Here is a 16,905-nt window from a genome sequence, read left to right as displayed (position 1 = left end):
GAATCTACAAGATGCCCGCCCTGGCCAGCCAACTCCTTCATGGTTTCGGTGACTGACCCCGCCGGAGCACAGAGCGGTGTACTGAGTCCACTCCGCGTGAACAGCACATGAACGAGCCGCGCCCGCCGCACACGGATTGGCTCGATCCGAACGACCCACGAGACGAAGAAGAGAGCCGGTCATGGACTTCCTTCGCCCCGCCAGCTGGGAGGAGGCGCTCGCCGCGAAGGCCGAGCACCCCACCGCTGTGCCGATTGCGGGTGGCACCGACGTGATGGTCGAGATCAATTTCGACCACCGCCGGCCCGAGTACCTGCTCGACCTGAACCGCGTCGGCGATCTCTACGAGTGGGAGGTCGGCGAGGAGAGCGTACGGCTGGGCGCCTCCGTCCCGTACACCATGATCATGGAACAGCTCCGTGCCGAGCTGCCGGGCCTCGCGCTCGCCTCGCACACGGTCGCCTCCCCGCAGATCCGCAACCGCGGCGGCGTCGGCGGCAACCTCGGCACGGCCTCGCCGGCCGGCGACGCCCACCCCGCCCTCCTCGCCGCCGGCGCGGAGGTCGAGGTGGCGTCGGCGGCCCGGGGCACCCGGCTGATCCCGATCGACGCCTTCTACACGGGCGTCAAGCGCAACGCGCTGCGGCCCGACGAGCTGATCCGCGCCGTGCACGTGAGGAAGGCCGACGGCCCGCAGCAGTACTCGAAGGTCGGCACCCGCAACGCCATGGTCATCGCCGTGTGCGCCTTCGGGCTCGCCCTGCACCCCGGGACCCGGACCGTGCGCACCGGCATCGGCTCCGCCGCCCCCACCCCGGTGCGCGCCAAGGCCGCCGAGGAGTTCCTGAACGCGGCTCTGGAGGAGGGCGGCTTCTGGGACAACGGAAAGATCATCACCCCGTCGGTCGCCAAGCGGTTCGCCGACCTGTGCTCGGCCGCCTGCAACCCGATCGACGACGTCCGGGGCACCGCGAGCTACCGCCGGCACGCGGTCGGCGTGATGGCCCGCCGGACGCTGACCTGGACCTGGGAGTCGTACCGCGGCACCCGCCGCGCCACCGAGGGAGCTGCGTAATGCGCGTCAACTTCACCGTCAACGGGCGTCCGCAGGAGGCCGACGACGTCTGGGAGGGCGAGTCGCTCCTGTACGTCCTGCGGGAACGGCTCGGCCTGCCGGGCTCCAAGAACGCCTGTGAGCAGGGCGAGTGCGGTTCCTGCACGGTCCGCCTGGACGGCGTGCCGGTGTGTTCCTGCCTGGTCGCGGCCGGTCAGGCCGAGGGCCGGGACGTGGTGACCGTCGAGGGCCTCGCGGACTTCGCCAAGCAGCGCGCCGAGAGCGGCCGCGCGAGCGGCGCCCGCGGCGGCACCAGCCTGGACGAGGCCCGGCACTGGCAGGCCGGGGGCACCGACTCCCAGACCGGCGAGGGCACGGAACTCGCCCCCGTCCAGCAGGCGTTCATCGACGCCGGCGCCGTCCAGTGCGGCTTCTGCACCCCGGGCCTGCTCGTCGCCTCCGACGAACTGCTGGAGCGCAACCCGAACCCGACCGACGCCGACATCCGCGAGGCGCTGTCGGGCAACCTGTGCCGCTGCACGGGCTACGAGAAGATCATGGACGCGGTCCGCCTGGCGGCCGCCCGCCAGTCCGAGGGGGTCTGAGCATGCCTGCCAACGGCGCACCCACCAAGATCACCCAGGGATCGCGGACCAAGGGCGGCATCGGCGAGTCCACCCTCCGCCCGGACGGCACCCTGAAGGTCACCGGCGAGTTCGCCTACTCGTCCGACATGTGGCACGAGGACATGCTGTGGGGCCAGATCCTGCGCTCCACCGTCGCGCACGCCGAGATCGTGTCGATCGACACCTCCGAGGCGCTGGCCCTGCCGGGCGTGTACGCCGTCATGACGTACGACGACCTGCCCACCGACGTGCGCAACTACGGCCTGGAGATCCAGGACACCCCGGTCCTCGCCCACGGCAAGGTACGCCACCACGGCGAGCCGGTCGCGATCGTCGCCGCCGACCATCCCGAGACGGCCCGCCGCGCCGCCGCCAAGATCAAGGTCGAGTACCGCGAACTGCCGGTGATCACCGACGAGAAGTCGGCCCTCGCGCCGGACGCGATCCTCGTCCACGACCACCGCGACGACCACCACAGCGGGCACGTCCCGCACCCCAACATCGTGCACCGCCAGCCGATCGTCCGCGGCGACGCCGCCGCGGCCGCCGGGCGCGCCGATGTCGTCGTCCGGGGCGAGTACACCTTCGGCATGCAGGACCAGGCCTTCCTCGGTCCCGAGTCCGGACTCGCCGTGCCCGAGGAGGACGGCGGCGTCCACCTCTACATCGCCACCCAGTGGCTGCACTCCGACCTGCGCCAGATGGCGCCCGTCCTCGGCCTGCCCGAGGAGAAGGTGCGCATGACGCTGGCCGGCGTCGGCGGCGCGTTCGGCGGCCGCGAGGACCTGTCGATGCAGATCCACGCCTGCCTGCTGGCGCTGCGCACCGGCAAGCCCGTGAAGATCGTCTACAACCGGTTCGAGTCCTTCTTCGGGCACGTCCACCGCCACCCGGCCAAGCTGTACTACGAGCACGGCGCCACCAGGGACGGCAGGCTCACCCACGTCAAGTGCCGGATCGTGCTGGACGGCGGCGCCTACGCCTCCGCCTCCCCGGCGGTCGTCGGCAACGCCGCCTCGCTGTCGGTCGGCCCGTACGTGGTGGACGATGTCGACATCGAGGCCGTCGCCCTCTACACCAACAACCCGCCCTGCGGCGCCATGCGCGGCTTCGGCGCGGTCCAGGCGTGCTTCGCCTACGAGGCGCAGATGGACAAGCTGGCCGCGCGGCTCGGCATGGACCCGGTGGAGCTGCGGCAGCTGAACGCGATGGAGCAGGGCACCGTCATGCCGACGGGCCAGCCCGTCGACTCGCCCGCTCCCGTCGCCGAACTCCTGCGCCGCGTCAAGGCGATGCCGCTGCCCCCGGAGCGCCAGTGGGAGTCCAGCGAGGGCGCGGACGTCCGCCAGCTGCCCGGCGGCCTGTCCAACACCACGCACGGCGAGGGCGTCGTACGGGGTGTCGGTTACGCGGTCGGAATCAAGAACGTCGGCTTCTCCGAGGGCTTCGACGACTATTCCACCGCCAAGGTGCGCATAGAGGTCGTGGGCGGCGAGCCCGTCGCCACCGTGCACACCGCGATGGCGGAGGTCGGCCAGGGCGGTGTCACCGTCCACGCGCAGATCGCCCGCACCGAGCTGGGCGTCGGCCAGGTGACCATCCACCCGGCCGACACCCAGGTGGGCAGCGCCGGTTCGACCTCGGCCTCCCGGCAGACGTACGTCACCGGCGGCGCCGTGAAGAACGCCTGCGAGCTGGTCCGCGAGAAGGTCCTGGAGATCGGCCGGCGCAAGTTCGGCTCCTACCACCCGGCCTGGGCCACGGCCGAACTCCTGCTGGAGGGCGGCAAGGTCGTCACCGACGGCGGCGAGGTCCTCGGCGACCTGGCCGACGTCCTCGAGGGCGAGGCCGTGGAGGTCGAGGAGGAGTGGCGGCACCGGCCGACCGAGCCCTTCGACCTGCGCACCGGCCAGGGCAACGGACACGTGCAGTACTCCTTCGCCGCGCACCGCGCCGTGGTCGAGGTCGACACCGAGCTGGGCCTGGTGAAGGTGGTCGAGCTGGCCTGCGCCCAGGACGTCGGCAAGGCGCTCAACCCGCTCTCCGTCGTCGGCCAGATCCAGGGCGGCACGACCCAGGGCCTGGGCGTGGCGGTGATGGAGGAGATCATCGTCGACCCCAAGACGGCGAAGGTCAGGAACCCCTCCTTCACGGACTACCTGATCCCCACCATCCTCGACACGCCGACCATCCCGGTCGACGTGCTCGAACTCGCCGACGAGCACGCCCCGTACGGGCTGCGCGGCATCGGCGAGGCCCCGACCCTGTCGTCCACCCCGGCCGTCCTCGCGGCGATCCGGGACGCGACGGGCCTGGAACTCAACCGTACGCCGGTACGGCCCGAGCACCTCACGGGCACCGCGTGACCCCCTTCGGGGACTGAAACCGGTGCCCTTCCGGGGGGACGTCGTCCCCCCGGACCCCACTGTTCGTCTCGGGCCGTCCCCCGGGCCGTCCCATCCCAAATCCCGCGCTCCCCAGACGCTGTGCGGGTGCCCCTTTGAACCTTGGGAGTTGGCCCATGACCCATCAGTCAGTGGAGCCCAGGACCGCGGCCGAGGACGCGGGCGAAGGCAGCCGCGTCCCCGCCGGGCGGTCCTGGCTCGACCGGTATTTCCACATATCCAGAAGAGGATCCACGGTCGCACGGGAAGTGCGCGGCGGCATCACCACCTTCATGGCGATGGCGTACATCCTCCTGCTCAACCCCCTCATCCTGTCCGGCAAGGACGCGGCGGGGGACACGCTCGGCCAGAAGGCGCTGATCACCGCGACCGCGTTCGCGGCGGCCCTCACCACGCTGCTGATGGGTTTCGTCGGCAAGGTGCCGCTCGCCCTCGCCGCCGGCCTCTCCGTCTCCGGTGTCCTGTCCACCCAGGTCGCGCCCGAGATGACCTGGCCGCAGGCCATGGGCATGTGCGTGATGTACGGCGTGGTCATCATGCTGCTCGTCGTCACCGGCCTGCGTGAAATGATCATGAACGCGATCCCGCTCGCGCTCAAGCACGGCATCACGATGGGCATCGGCCTGTTCATCGCGTTCATCGGTTTCTACAAGGCCGGCTTCGTCCACCAGGGCAAGGGCGGCCCGGTCACCCTCGGTCCCGCCGGCGAGCTGACCGGCTGGCCGGTCCTGCTCTTCGCCGGCACCCTGCTGCTGATCTTCATGCTCCAGGCCCGGAACGTCCCCGGGGCCATCCTCATCGGCATCGTCGGCGGCACCGTCGTCGCCCTGGTCCTGAACGCCACCGGTGTCATCGGCGCCGGGCAGTGGGCCAACGGCACCCCCGAGCTGCACGGCAGCGCGGTCTCCATGCCCGACTTCTCGCTCTTCGGCGACGTCGAGTTCGGCGGCTGGGGCGAGGTCGGCGCGATGACCGTCGGCCTGATCGTGTTCACGCTGGTGCTGGCCGGGTTCTTCGACGCGATGGCCACCATCATCGGCGTCGGCACCGAGGCGAACCTCGCCGACGACAAGGGCCGGATGCCGGGCCTGTCCAAGGCGCTGTTCATCGACGGCGCCGGCGGGGCGATCGGCGGCGTGGCGGGCGGCTCCGGCCAGACCGTGTTCGTCGAGTCGGCCACCGGCGTCGGCGAGGGCGCCCGCACCGGGCTCGCCTCGGTCGTCACCGGCCTGTTCTTCGCGGCCTGTCTGTTCTTCACGCCGGTCACCGCGATCGTGCCGCAGGAGGTCGCCTCGGCCGCCCTGGTCGTCATCGGCGCGATGATGATGATGAACGCCCGGCACGTGGACTGGGCCGACCGCGCCACCGCCGTCCCGGTCTTCCTGACCGTCGTGCTGATGCCGTTCACGTACACCATCACCACCGGTGTCGCCGCGGGCGTCGTCTCCTACGTCGCCATCAAGACCGCCCAGGGCAAGGCCCGCGAGATCGGCGCCTTCATGTGGGGTTTGACGGTGGTGTTCCTCGTCTACTTCGCCCTTCATCCCATCGAGGGCTGGCTGGGCGTCCACTAGCCCGCCCGGCCGACACCCGCCCTCCCTGCCCGTGAGGAGACCGACAGATGCTGGACATCGCCGAAGAACTGCACCGGTGGGTCGAGCAGGGCCGCGGCTTCGCCGTCGCCACCGTGGTGGCCGTCGGCGGCAGCGCCCCGCGCCAGCCCGGCGCCGCGCTCGCGGTGGACGCCGACGGCACGGCCGTCGGCTCGGTCTCCGGCGGGTGCGTCGAGGGCGCCGTGTACGAGCTGTGCCGGCAGGCACTCGAGGACGGCGAGACCGTTCTCGAGCGCTTCGGGTACAGCGACGAGGACGCCTTCGCCGTCGGCCTGACCTGCGGCGGCGTGATCGACATCCTCGTCACGCCGGTCCGGGCGGACGGTCCCGCCCGGCCGGTGTTCGCCGCCGCGCTGGCCGCCGCCGCCCGAGGAGAGGCGGCGGCGGTCGCGCGGATCGCCGAGGGACCGGCCGGGCTGCGGGGCCGGGCCCTGATGGTCCGCCCCGACGGCTCCTTCGACGGCGGCTTCGGCGGCCACCCCGAACTGGACCGCACGGTCGCCGCCGAGGCCGGGGCCTTCCTGGACGCGGGCCGCACGGGCACCGTGGAGATCGGCGAACAGGGCTCGCGCTGCGGTGCCGCTCTCACCGTCCTGGTCGAGTCCTCGGTGCCGCCGCCCCGGATGATCGTCTTCGGCGCGATCGACTTCGCGTCCGCGCTGGTCCGCGTCGGCAAGTTCCTCGGCTACCACGTCACCGTGTGCGACGCCCGCCCGGTGTTCGCGACCAGGGCCCGCTTCCCCGAGGCCGACGAGATCGTCGTCGAGTGGCCGCACAGGTACCTGGAGCGCACCGAGGTCGACGCCCGCACCGTCCTGTGCGTCCTCACCCACGACGCCAAGTTCGACGTACCGCTGCTGCGGCTGGCGCTCGGGCTGCCGGTCGCCTATGTCGGCGCCATGGGTTCGCGCCGCACCCACCTGGACCGCAACGAGCGGCTGCGCGCCGTCGGCGTCACCGAGCTGGAACTGGCCCGGCTGCGCTCCCCGATCGGCCTCGACCTCGGCGCCCGGACGCCCGAGGAGACGGCGCTGTCCATCGGGGCGGAGATCGTCGCCGCCCGCCGCGGCGGCAGCGGCGTGGCCCTGACCGGCGCGCACACCCCGATCCACCACGACTCCGGCACCCGCCCGACGGGCCGGATCGGGTCGGTTGCCTGAAGGGGCTCAGGCCCGTCCGAGCAGCCGGTCGGCGGCGCGTCCGAACATCCGGCGGGACGCCCGTTCCAGTACGCCGTCGAAGGCGCGCGGCAGGAAGCGGACCCGCAGCTCCTCCCGCCACACGACCCGGCTGCCGCCCCCGGGAGCGGGACGGACCTCGATCTCCGCCCAGCCGAGGATCGTCCGGCCCCGCTTCTCCAGCCGGCACCTCCCGCCCTCGCCGCCGGCCGGCGGGTGCCAGACCGTCACCTCCATGACATCGTCCAGCGCGAGCGGGCCGATCCCGGAACGGGCCAGGAAGCGCGTGCCCTCGCGGTCCGGCGGGGGCGTGAGCACCCTGATCCGGGTCAGCGGGACCGCGTCGGCGTGCCGCGGCCACCGGGTGAGCCGGCGCCACGCCTCCTGCGGCGGGAGGGGCACCGTGCGCGTGAGCGAGAAGAGGGGCACGGCACGATCGTAGGCGCGCTCCTCGCGTCGTGCCCCGGCACGGGAGCGCGGGCGGCTACGGGCGGTACACCTTGCCGGGCTCCGCCTTGCCGGGTGCCAGCAGCTGGGGGACCGTCACGAAGACGTAGCCGCGCTTCTTCAGCGCGTCGATGATGCCGGGCACGGCCGGCACGGTCCCGTCGTAGATGTCGTGCAGCAGGATGATCCCGTCCCGGGAGGACTGGTCGAGGACGCGCCGGGTGATGAGCGCGGAGTCGGTGGTGGTGTAGTCCTTGGCGGTCACGCTCCACAGCACCTCCGCCAGGCCCAGCTCCTTGCTGATCTCGTGCACGTTCGCGTCGGTGCGGCCCTGAGGCGGGCGCATCAGGGTCGGCTTGCGCCCGGTGAGCCGCTCGATCGCCTCGTTGGGCCGGTTCAGCTCTTCCCGTATCTCCTTGTCCGATATCTTGGTGAGGATCTTGTGGTCCCAGGTGTGGCTGGCGACCTCGTGGCCCTCCGCCGCCATCCGCTTGACCAGCTCGGGGTACTTCTCGATGTGCCGCTTGCCGAGCAGGAAGAAGGTGGCCGGGACCTTCTTCTCCTTCAGGATGTCGAGCAGCCGCGCGGAGTTCTCGCTGGGCCCGGCGTCGAAGGTGAGCGCGATGCACTTGGCCTTGCGGCAGTCGACGGTCCCGAACCCGGCCGGCGCGCCGGGTGCCGCCTCGTCGCGGACGGTGCTCGGGGCGGTCGTGTCGACCTGGGCGCAGCCGGCCAGCGTCAGCGACAGGCCGGCCGCGGCGGCGAACGCCCACCGGCGCAACCTCCGGCCCGTTCCGTGCATCTTCCCGGGCGCGTGCTGCGGCATGGCGTTCGTGTCGGTCAAGAGAGGCATGCCGGGACTATACACTGCGTGTATAGTGCACCCGTTCGAGCCCCCGGGTCACGGCGGGCAACGACCCCGTGCACACCAGTAGTACCGACCGGGTACTCCGAGTAACCTCGGGACCATGACGCGCACGGGGGAGCGAGTCGGCACGGCACGGTTACGGACACCCGCCTGGATCGCGCGCATCGAGACGCCGGACGGGCGGGTCCTCGGCGCGGGCGTGCTGCTCGCCCCGGAGCTGGTCCTCACCGCCGGACACGTCGTCCGCCCCGGCCGCCCCTACACCGTCCGCCTGATCGGCGTACCCGGCCTCGCCGCCGTGACCGCCACCGTCCACCCCGACGAGCACGTGCCCCAGCGCGAGGACACCTTCGGCGACCGCAGCGGCGACCTCGCCCTGCTGCGCCTGGCCCCGCCGCTGCCCGCCGAGCACACCACCCGCCTCTACCGGCTCGCCGCCCCGCACGGACCCGTCAGCATGTACGGCTTCCCCGACGGCGACGACGGCGGGCGCTGGCACGGCGCCACCCTGGTCGCCGCCCGCGGCCGGGACAGCCAGGTGCAACTGCGCCCGCTCACCCCCGGGGAACTGGCCGCCCCCGGCTTCAGCGGCGGCGGAGTCGTCGACCACGCCACCGACCAGGTCATCGGCATCGTCCTCAGCGTCGACGAGGGACCGGGCTCCGCCTTCAGCTACATGAGCCCCACCGAGACCATCCTCAGCCATCTGCCCCAGGTCGCCGCCTGGACCGACGGGGCCGAGGCCGTCGACCCCCGGCTGCGCACCGGCACCGGCCCCGCCGCCGGCCGGCTCGACGTGCCCTTCGCCACCCGCCTCGCCTCCTGGTTCCGCGGCGAGGGCTGGCCGGTGCTCGTCACCGTCGTCCCCGACCGCGGCGACCGCGCCTTCACCCTCCAGCGGGCCGTCACCCTCGCCGACCGCGAGCTGCGCACCCACCGCAACACCAGCGCCGTCAGCCACGACCCGCCCGAGACCGTGCCGCCCGCCGGCGCCCACGACCTCGCCCTGGACGTCGCGGAGCTGACGGCCGCCCAGGTCATGGACCGGATCGCCGAACGCCTCGGCATCCGCGACGACCCCCGCCCCGAACGGCTCGGCACCCTGCGCCTGCCGCTCGCCGCCGTGCTGGCCGGCGTCGACGAGGCGGCCGAACCCGACGCCCTGCTCGCCCTGCTGGACCGGCTCGCCCGGCAGGGCGCCCGGCTGCTGCTGGCCTTCCGCGCCCCGGGCGAACACGCCGCCCGCGCCGCCGAACTGCTCGTCCACCGCCCGCTGCGCGACCGCTGGGCCCGGCTGCGCACCGAACTCGACCGCATCACCGACGAACTGGGCCCGGCGCTCGACACCCGCCGCGACCGCGTCCTGCCCGGCCCCGGCACCCCCGCGCTGATCGACCGCGCCGACGCCGGCGTACGGCGCACCCGGATGCTGCGCGCCTGGGTCGCCCACACCCCCGACCCGGAGCGCGACCCCACCGCCGCCACCCTGCTGTTCACCTTCGAGGACGCCGTCGCCCGCCGCCGTCGGCGCCTGGAGAACGCCATCGGCCTGCTGGACGCCCGGCTGCGCCGCCGCGCCGAACTCCTCGGCCGGATCGGCGCCGAATGGCCGCTGTGCCGGCAGCGGGCCGCCGCGCACGGCGAGAGGGTCATGGCGGCGTACCGGCTCTACGAAGAGGCGCTGTCGCTGCTGCGGCAGACCCCCTGCGACATCGAGCGGGCCGAGGCCGCCGTCGAGCGGTTCGTCGGCTTCTGCTCGGCCACCGCACCCAAGGAGGAGGGCGCGTCGTGACCTCGTGCGTCCGGCCCGGCTGCGCGGGCCGCATCATGGCCACCGGCTACTGCGACACCTGCGGCCACCGGCACGCCGAACCCAGAACCGAACCGCACCCCGGTCCGGACACCGGACCGCCCGGACCGCCCGGACCGGCCCCGGCCGCGACCGCCGCCGGCGAACCGCCCGTGCCGGCGGCCGTGCACGCCGTCGCCGGACTCGGCGAACTCGACCAGCACGGACTGGTCGTCCTGCCCGACGTCCCCGCCCCCGGCGACGTCCTCGTCACGGACCCCCGCCCGCCCTCCGGGGGCCGCCGCTGCGGCGCCGGCGGCTGCACCATGACCATCGGCGTCGGCTACGGCGACCAGCCCGCCCGCCCCACCGGCCACTGCCCCCGCTGCGGCACGGCCTACTCGCTGCTGCCGCAGCTCCACCCGGGCGACATCGTCGACGACCACTACAAGGTGCTCGGCTGCCTCGCCCACGGCGGTCTCGGCTGGATCTACCTCGCCGAGGACACGCGCGCCGACGGCTACCGGGTCGTCCTCAAGGGCCAGATCAACGTCCACGACGTCCACGCCCGGCACACCGCCGTCGAGGAGCGCCGCTCCCTCACCGCCCTGCACCACCCCGACATCGTCCGCTTCGTCAACTACTTCGAGCACGAGAGCGCCGGCCACCCGTCCACCGGCTACCTCGTCATGGACTACATCGCCGGACGCTCCCTGCAACAGCTCATGGACGCCGACGACATCGAACGGATCTTCCACGGCCGCCCCCGCCTCGACCACGTCCTCACCTACGGCTGCAAGATCCTCGGCGCCCTCCAGTACATGCACGAACGCGGCCTGCTCTACTGCGACATGAAGCCCGCCAACGTCGTCCACTTCGGCCGGGCCGTCAAGGTCGTCGACCTCGGCGCCGTCCGCGCCATCGGCGACCGCGCCTCCGCCTACGTCTACACGCCCGGCTTCGCCCCGCCCAAGGAGGAGATCGACCGCCGCGGCTGGCACGTCGACAGCGACCTCTACACCGTCGGCATGACCCTCCAGGCCCTGGCCCGCGGCACCGAACCCGCCCGCGGCCTCAGCCCCGACTCCTTCCGCCGCCTCGTCGCCCGCGCCACCCACGACGAACCCCGCGCCCGGTTCCGCTCCGCCGCCGAGATGTCCCGCCAGCTCTGGGAGGTGCTGCGCGAGTTCCGCGCGCTGCGCTTCGGCGAGCAGCTCCCGGAGAGCTCCACCCGGTTCCGCCCGTCCGGCGCCGGCCTCGACGCCGGGCTCGGCGCGATCCCCGCCCTCGGCCACTTCACCCGCCGCACCGGCGACCTGCCCGCCCCCCTGGACGTCTCCCCGCCCGACCCCGCCGAGGTGGCCGGCGCCCTGCCCGAACCGGTCCCCGACCCCGACGACGGCGCCGCCCTGCTGCTCGACTCCTTCCCGCCCGACGCCCCCGACCGGGTCGCCCGGCAATGGCCCCGCGAATCCCGCCTCGGCACCCCCGAGACCGCCCTGTGGCTCTGCCGCGCCTATCTGCGAAAGGGCGAGCAGCGGGCGGCGGAGAGCTGGCTCGCCGAGGCCGAGACCCAGCTCGGCGAGCGCGCCGCCGCCCACGACTGGCGCATCGCCTGGCACCACGGCGTACTGCACCTCAGCAAGGGCGAGGTGGAGCCGGCCGGCGCCCGCTTCGACGCCGTCTACCAGGCACTGCCCGGCGAATACGTGCCCAAGCTCGCCCTCGGCCACTGCGCCGAACACACCGCCGGCGCCCGCCGGGCCCGCGCCATGCGGTACTACGAGGCCGTCTGGAAGCGGGACTTCGCGCACACCGCCGCCGCGTTCGGCCTGGCCCGCGGCCACCTCGCGGCCGGCGACCGGGACGCCGCCGTGCACGTCCTCGACGAGGTCCCCGCCACCTCCCGGCACCACGACGCCGCCCGCATCGCCGCCGTCCGTGTGCGCGCCGGCATCCTGCACGGCACCCCGCCCACCCCGGCCGGCCTGCGGGACGCGGCCCGCAGGCTGCCCGAACTGCGCCTGGACGGCGGCGCCGCCGACGGCGAGTCCCGGGCCCGGCTGGTCGCCGAGGTCCGCGAGAACGCCCTGCACAGCCGTCCCGCCCAGGGCTGGGGACCGGACTTCCCCACCGGGGACCTCTTCGGCGCCGGGGACGAGGACGGGCTGCGCACCCGGCTGGAACAGTCCTTCCGGCAGCTCGCCGCGCAGGCCCGCACCGCCGGGGAACACGGCCGACTGCTCGACCTCGCGCACGCCGTCCGGCCCCTGACCACCTTCTGACCCGCCCACCAGCTCCGGGAGAAACAGCGATGACCGTGGCCGAGGAGACCGAGGTGACGCTGGAGGTCGGCCAGCGGACGGAACTGCCCGCCGTGCCCGACCCGGCCGGGCACCACCCCGAACGCGAGATGCACGCCATCCTGGAGATCGGGGTCCGCGGCCCGGCCGGCGCGCCGCGCGCCACGCCCGCGCCCGGCACCGGCCCCGCCCTCGCCGAGGTGCTGATCGTCGACACCTCCCGCTCGATGCTCCACCCGCCGGCCAAGCTCCACGCGGCCAAGGACGCCACCGTAGCCGCCGTCCGGATGCTGCCCTTCGGCACCGCCTTCGCCGTCCTCGCCGGCCGGTTCGACGCCACCGTCGTGCACCCCGGCCCCGGCCGCCACGTGCTCGCCGTCGCCCGGCCCGGCGAACGCGAGGCCGCCGAACGCGCGGTGCGCATCCTGGACGCGGACGGCGGCACCGCCATCGGCGCCTGGCTCGACCTCGCCCGGCGGCTGCTCAAGGACCAGCCCGCGCCCGTCAAACACGTCCTGCTGCTCACCGACGGCCGCAACGAGCACGACCACCGCTCCCGCCGCCCGCTGGAGACCGTGCTCGACGCCTGCGCGGGCCAGTTCGTCTGCGATGCCTGGGGCATCGGTGACGACTGGGACGCCGAACTGCTGCTGAACATCACCCGGCGGCTGCACGGCCGCGCCCGGGCCGTCCGCCGGGAGGCGGAACTCACCGCCGCGTACGAGGAACTCGTCGCCGGACTGCTCGGCACGGCGGTGCCCGAACTGCGCATCCGGCTCACCCCCACCACCCCCGGCACGGTGATCCGGCAGGTCAAGCAGGTGGTGCCGAACGAACAGGAGCTGCGGCCCGTCCCGGCCGGCCCCGGCGGGCGCGCCGCGGAGTACGTCACCCGGGCCTGGGGCGACGAGGTACGGCACTTCCAGGTCGTCCTCACCGCCGACCCCGCCGGCCGGGAGAGCGGCGAGGAACTCCAGCTCGCCGCGGTGGAGATCGTCGTACCCGGCGTCCGGCGCCCGCTGCGGCTGCCGCCGCCCCGGCCCATCCTGGTGCGCTGGACCGACGACCCGCTCGACGCCTCCCGGCAGCATCCCGGGGTCCGCCGGCACGAGCTGTACCAGCGGGCGAGCGCCGCCGTCGCCCAGGCGTACCGGGCCTGGCTGCGCGGCGCGGAGGGCCGGGACACGGGGGACCGCGAACTCGCCCGCGCCCTCGCGCTGGCCGCGGAACTGGGCGACGCCCAGCTGCTCGGCGCGCTCCGCCTGATCGAGTCCCCACCGGGCACCGGCCGCATCCGCCCCGGCCTCAAGGACGTCGACTGGCAACACCTCATCCTCTCCAGCGCCCTGACGACCCCACCGGAACAGCCGACGCCCTCGCCCATGGGGGCGGGGCGTGAGGGTGCCGGAGGGGGCGGGAGTGCGGCGGGAGAGAGGGGGCCGACGCGAACCGGTGGTGCCGGGGGCCGTGACGAGGGCGGCGCGGCCGTGGCCGACGGAGAGGCGGGCGGGGCGGGCTGGGACGGGGCGGGTGCGGGTGGTGTGGGCGGGGTGGGAGTGGATCGGGTCGGTCCGGGTCCGGCCGGTGCGCATCCGGGGGGCCCGGGCCCGGGCCACGCGCCTCCGGGGGGCGCGAACATGGGCGGCGTGGGGCCGGCCGGTGCGCCTCCGGGTGGCCCGGGGGGCGATCACGGGCCTCGGGACCACGCGACTTCGGGCGGCGCGCGTGGGGCCGGGACCGGAACGGCCGGTGCACCGGGGCCGGGAGCCGGCGGGGCCGATGTCGCGCATCCGCCGGGTGCCGCCGGCCCCGCCCTCCCCGTCCGGCCCGACGGGCTGGTCGAGTGCCCGAGGTGCCGCTGGCTCGGTCCGGCCGACTCCGTCTACTGCGGGGGCGACTGCGGACGGCTGCTGAGAGGGGTGACGGCATGAACCCGGGAAACGCCGGGACACCCGGCGCGGGCGGCGGCCGGGGCATACCGCCGGCCCCCGGCGCGGGCCGGGGCACGCCTGCCGGTTCCGGCGCCGGTGAGGGCGCGTCACCCGGTGCCGGTCGAGGCGCGCCCGGCGCCGGCAGGGGCACGGCTCCGGGCGCGGGCGCCGGTGCGCCCGTGCTCCCGCCCTCGCGGCCGTCCCCGTCCGCACCGCAGTCCCCGTACCGCCCGTACCCCGAGCGGACCCCGCCCTCCCCGGAACCCGGGCGTACCCCGGCGGCCCCTTCGGCGCGCCCCGCCGACCGCCCCGCGTCCGGTCGTCCGCACCGTGTGCTCGCGCGGCTGGCCTCGTGGGCCGCCGGGACCGGTTCGCCTCCCCCCGGCGGCAGCACCACCGCGCGGGACCTCGCCGTGCGCCACCGCCTCCTGCTCGCCCTGTCGGCATTGCTCACCCTGTCGCTGTTCGTGTCGTACCAGGGCGTGCACGGCGACGCGGACCCGCTGCGCACCTCCAGCGCCCCGACGGTGCTGGCCCTCGACACGGCGCTGTACGCGCTCGACCAGGCGCAGCGGGACGCCGTCCGGTCGGCACCCATCAGCGACTTCCAGAACCAGATCTCGGTCGCCGTGCGGAGCCTCGCCGCCGCGGCGGCCGACGACGACCTCGGCAGGCCGGCGGGCCGGCAGGCCCTGCAGACGCTGGCGGGCCTGATCACCGTCTACGCCGTCAAGGTTCAGCAGTCCCAGGTCCAGCCCGAAAACGACGTACTGCGCGAGGCGTACCTCAGCTACGCCACCAGCGTCCTGACGGAGCGGTACTCCGGCGTACGGGACCGGCTCGAGATCCTGCAACGGCAGCAGCGCGCCACGGTGCACCGCCAGACCTCCTTCGGCCCGTTGCTGTGGCTCGCCTGGACCGTGACCGTGCTGCTCGCCCTCGCCCTCACCGCGGCACTGCTGGAGACGCAGCGCTTCCTGCGGCACCGCTTCCGGCGCCGTTACAACCGCCGGCTCATCGCCGCCGGACTGCTGGCGCTCGCCGGCGTCGCCGTCACCGTGCTGTTCACCGTGTGGACCCAGGCGGGGATGAGCGACACCCGGGCACTGCTCGACAGCGCGCTGACCGGGCCGCGCATTCCCGAAGCGGGGCGGGACACCGCCTCGTACCTGGCAGGCACCGGCTTCCGCGCGGCGGCGTCGGTGTGGATCCCGATAGGAGGCGTCCTGCTGATGGCACTGGCCGAGACCGGCCTGCGACGGCACATCAACGACTACCGGTTCAGGCCCCGGTGAGCGCGCCCCCCGGCGGCCCGGCGACGGCCGCCCCCGGCACCCGGACCCGCCCGCCCCGCCGCACGGCCCGCACCGTCACCGTGGTGGCGAGCGCCCTGGTCCTCCTCGCGGCGGCCGTGGTGGTGGGCGTACGCGCCGCCGGGCAGGTCCCGACCGTCACCCTGCTGGCCAACTGGACCAGCGGCGACGAACGCCACTTCCGGGAGGCGGTCATCGAGCCGTTCGAACGGAAGCACCGGGTCCACGTCGACTACCAGGGCAGCAACGCCGAGAGCCAGGTGCTCGGCGCCGACGTGGAGGCCGGCACCCCGCCCGACGTGGTGGTGCTCACCGGGCCCGGCGAACTCGCCGAGTACGCCCGGCAGAAGCACCTCGTGGCCCTCGAAAGCCTGGTGCCCCGCGAGGACTTCGGCCCGCCCTGGTCCACCCCGCTGGCGGACGGGCACGTGTACTGGTTCCCGCTGAAGGCCGACGTGAAGAGCATCGTCTGGTATCCGGGCGACCTCGGCGAGCGGGAACGCCGCAAGGCCGTGCACCGGCCGGCCGAGTGGTGCGTCGGCATGGGCTCCGGGGCCACCAGCGGCTGGCCCGGCACCGACTGGATCGAGGACCTCCTGCTCCAGCGCCACGGCCCCGACGTCTACCAGCGGTGGGCGCGCGGCGCACTGAGCTGGCGGTCCTCGCAGGTGAGGGAGGCCTGGGTGACCTGGGGCGAGCTGGCCGGCGCCGGCCGCGACCCGGAACTGGTCCGGCGGGCCCTGAAGACCCCGTACCAGTCGGCGTCGCAGCCGCTCACCCGGACGCCACGGGGCTGCACGCTGGAGCACCAGGGGGCGTTCGTCCGCAACTACCCCGCCTGGCAGCACGCCGACGGCCGGTACGCCCCCTCCGCCGAGCTGCTCCTCGACGCACCCGCTCCGCGCGCCTGGGAGGTCTCCGGAGACCTCGTCGCCCTGCTGCACGACACCCCGCAGACCCGGGAGCTGATCCGTTATCTGGCCTCGGACGAGGCCCAACGCGCCTGGAGCGCCAACGAGTCCGGTTTCTCCGTGCACGCCGGGACGCGGTCCTCCTCCGACGAGGGCTCGGCCTGGCACCGCTCCCTCGCGGCGGCCCTGCGCGACGAGCGGACGGCGCACTGCTTCGACGCCTCCGACGCCATGCCGCCCGCGGTGCGGGACGCGTTCGCCGAGGCGGCCATCGAGTTCCTCGCCCACCCGGACCGCCTGGACCGCCTGCTGCGCTCCCTGGACACGCTCGGCGGCACCCGGGGCCTGACCTGGCTGCCGTCGGTGTGCGACCGCCCGTCGTGACACCCCATGTCCGGCCGTGTCCGGTGGAAAGGGGGCGTTGCGGGCCGCTCGTGGTGGCCCGCAACGCCCCCCGGCACATACCC

The 16,905-nt window shown here is 74.3% G+C and carries 12 protein-coding genes; 10 read left to right on the top strand and 2 right to left on the bottom strand.

Annotated elements, in window-relative coordinates; genetic code table 11:
* Positions 1-181: 181 nt before the first annotated feature.
* The 5 genes from ACZ4W9_RS26090 to ACZ4W9_RS26070 all read left to right on the top strand — a co-directional run bounded on the left by ACZ4W9_RS26090 (position 182) and on the right by ACZ4W9_RS26070 (position 6,858).
* Positions 182-1,075, top strand: a complete 894-nt coding sequence (locus tag ACZ4W9_RS26090) for an FAD binding domain-containing protein (protein ID WP_467939849.1) — start codon at positions 182-184, stop codon at positions 1,073-1,075.
* The gene (locus ACZ4W9_RS26085; RefSeq protein WP_467939847.1) at positions 1,075-1,659 is read left to right on the top strand and encodes a (2Fe-2S)-binding protein; all 585 of its coding nucleotides are present in this window, start codon (positions 1,075-1,077) and stop codon (positions 1,657-1,659) included. Before ACZ4W9_RS26090 ends, ACZ4W9_RS26085 begins: the two co-directional genes overlap by 1 nt.
* Before the next feature lie 2 nt (positions 1,660-1,661).
* The gene (locus ACZ4W9_RS26080; protein ID WP_467939845.1) at positions 1,662-4,046 is read left to right on the top strand and encodes a xanthine dehydrogenase family protein molybdopterin-binding subunit; all 2,385 of its coding nucleotides are present in this window, start codon (positions 1,662-1,664) and stop codon (positions 4,044-4,046) included.
* A 155-nt stretch (positions 4,047-4,201) separates the two neighbouring features.
* Positions 4,202-5,659 (top strand): NCS2 family permease, encoded by a 1,458-nt coding sequence (locus ACZ4W9_RS26075; protein WP_467939843.1) that lies wholly within the window; start codon positions 4,202-4,204, stop codon positions 5,657-5,659.
* 47 nt (positions 5,660-5,706) lie between these two features.
* Complete coding sequence (locus ACZ4W9_RS26070; protein WP_467939841.1) at positions 5,707-6,858, top strand: XdhC family protein; 1,152 nt, start codon at positions 5,707-5,709, stop codon at positions 6,856-6,858.
* A gap of 6 nt (positions 6,859-6,864) precedes the next feature.
* On the opposite strand, the gene ACZ4W9_RS26065 is transcribed toward ACZ4W9_RS26070, so the two are convergent.
* Together ACZ4W9_RS26065 and ACZ4W9_RS26060 are read right to left on the bottom strand one after the other, a co-directional pair.
* Positions 6,865-7,305, bottom strand: coding sequence for an SRPBCC family protein (locus tag ACZ4W9_RS26065; RefSeq protein ID WP_467939839.1), 441 nt, complete (start codon positions 7,303-7,305; stop codon positions 6,865-6,867).
* A 55-nt stretch (positions 7,306-7,360) separates the two neighbouring features.
* The gene (locus tag ACZ4W9_RS26060) at positions 7,361-8,125 is read right to left on the bottom strand and encodes a polysaccharide deacetylase family protein (protein ID WP_467939879.1); all 765 of its coding nucleotides are present in this window, start codon (positions 8,123-8,125) and stop codon (positions 7,361-7,363) included.
* 166 nt (positions 8,126-8,291) lie between these two features.
* Between ACZ4W9_RS26060 and ACZ4W9_RS26055 the strand changes: the two genes are divergently transcribed.
* From ACZ4W9_RS26055 to ACZ4W9_RS26035, 5 genes are all read left to right on the top strand, one after another.
* Positions 8,292-9,983, top strand: a complete 1,692-nt coding sequence (locus ACZ4W9_RS26055; protein WP_467939837.1) for a trypsin-like peptidase domain-containing protein — start codon at positions 8,292-8,294, stop codon at positions 9,981-9,983.
* Positions 9,980-12,265 (top strand): serine/threonine-protein kinase, encoded by a 2,286-nt coding sequence (locus tag ACZ4W9_RS26050; protein WP_467939835.1) that lies wholly within the window; start codon positions 9,980-9,982, stop codon positions 12,263-12,265. Before ACZ4W9_RS26055 ends, ACZ4W9_RS26050 begins: the two co-directional genes overlap by 4 nt.
* Positions 12,266-12,294: 29 nt before the next feature.
* Positions 12,295-14,214 (top strand): vWA domain-containing protein, encoded by a 1,920-nt coding sequence (locus ACZ4W9_RS26045; RefSeq protein WP_467939833.1) that lies wholly within the window; start codon positions 12,295-12,297, stop codon positions 14,212-14,214.
* Positions 14,215-14,627: 413 nt separating this feature from the next.
* Positions 14,628-15,509, top strand: coding sequence for a hypothetical protein (locus ACZ4W9_RS26040; RefSeq protein ID WP_467939831.1), 882 nt, complete (start codon positions 14,628-14,630; stop codon positions 15,507-15,509).
* Positions 15,506-16,822 carry an extracellular solute-binding protein gene (locus ACZ4W9_RS26035; RefSeq protein ID WP_467939829.1) on the top strand — a complete coding sequence of 439 codons (1,317 nt, stop codon included), beginning with the start codon at positions 15,506-15,508 and terminating at the stop codon, positions 16,820-16,822. The genes ACZ4W9_RS26040 and ACZ4W9_RS26035 overlap by 4 nt, the downstream gene beginning before the upstream one ends.
* The last annotated feature ends 83 nt before the right edge of the window (positions 16,823-16,905 follow it).

It is taken from the genome of Streptomyces sp. NPDC029296 (genome assembly GCF_055569255.1).
Note: the sequence above shows the minus strand (reverse complement) of the source record. Positions and strands in the feature narration are given on the sequence as shown.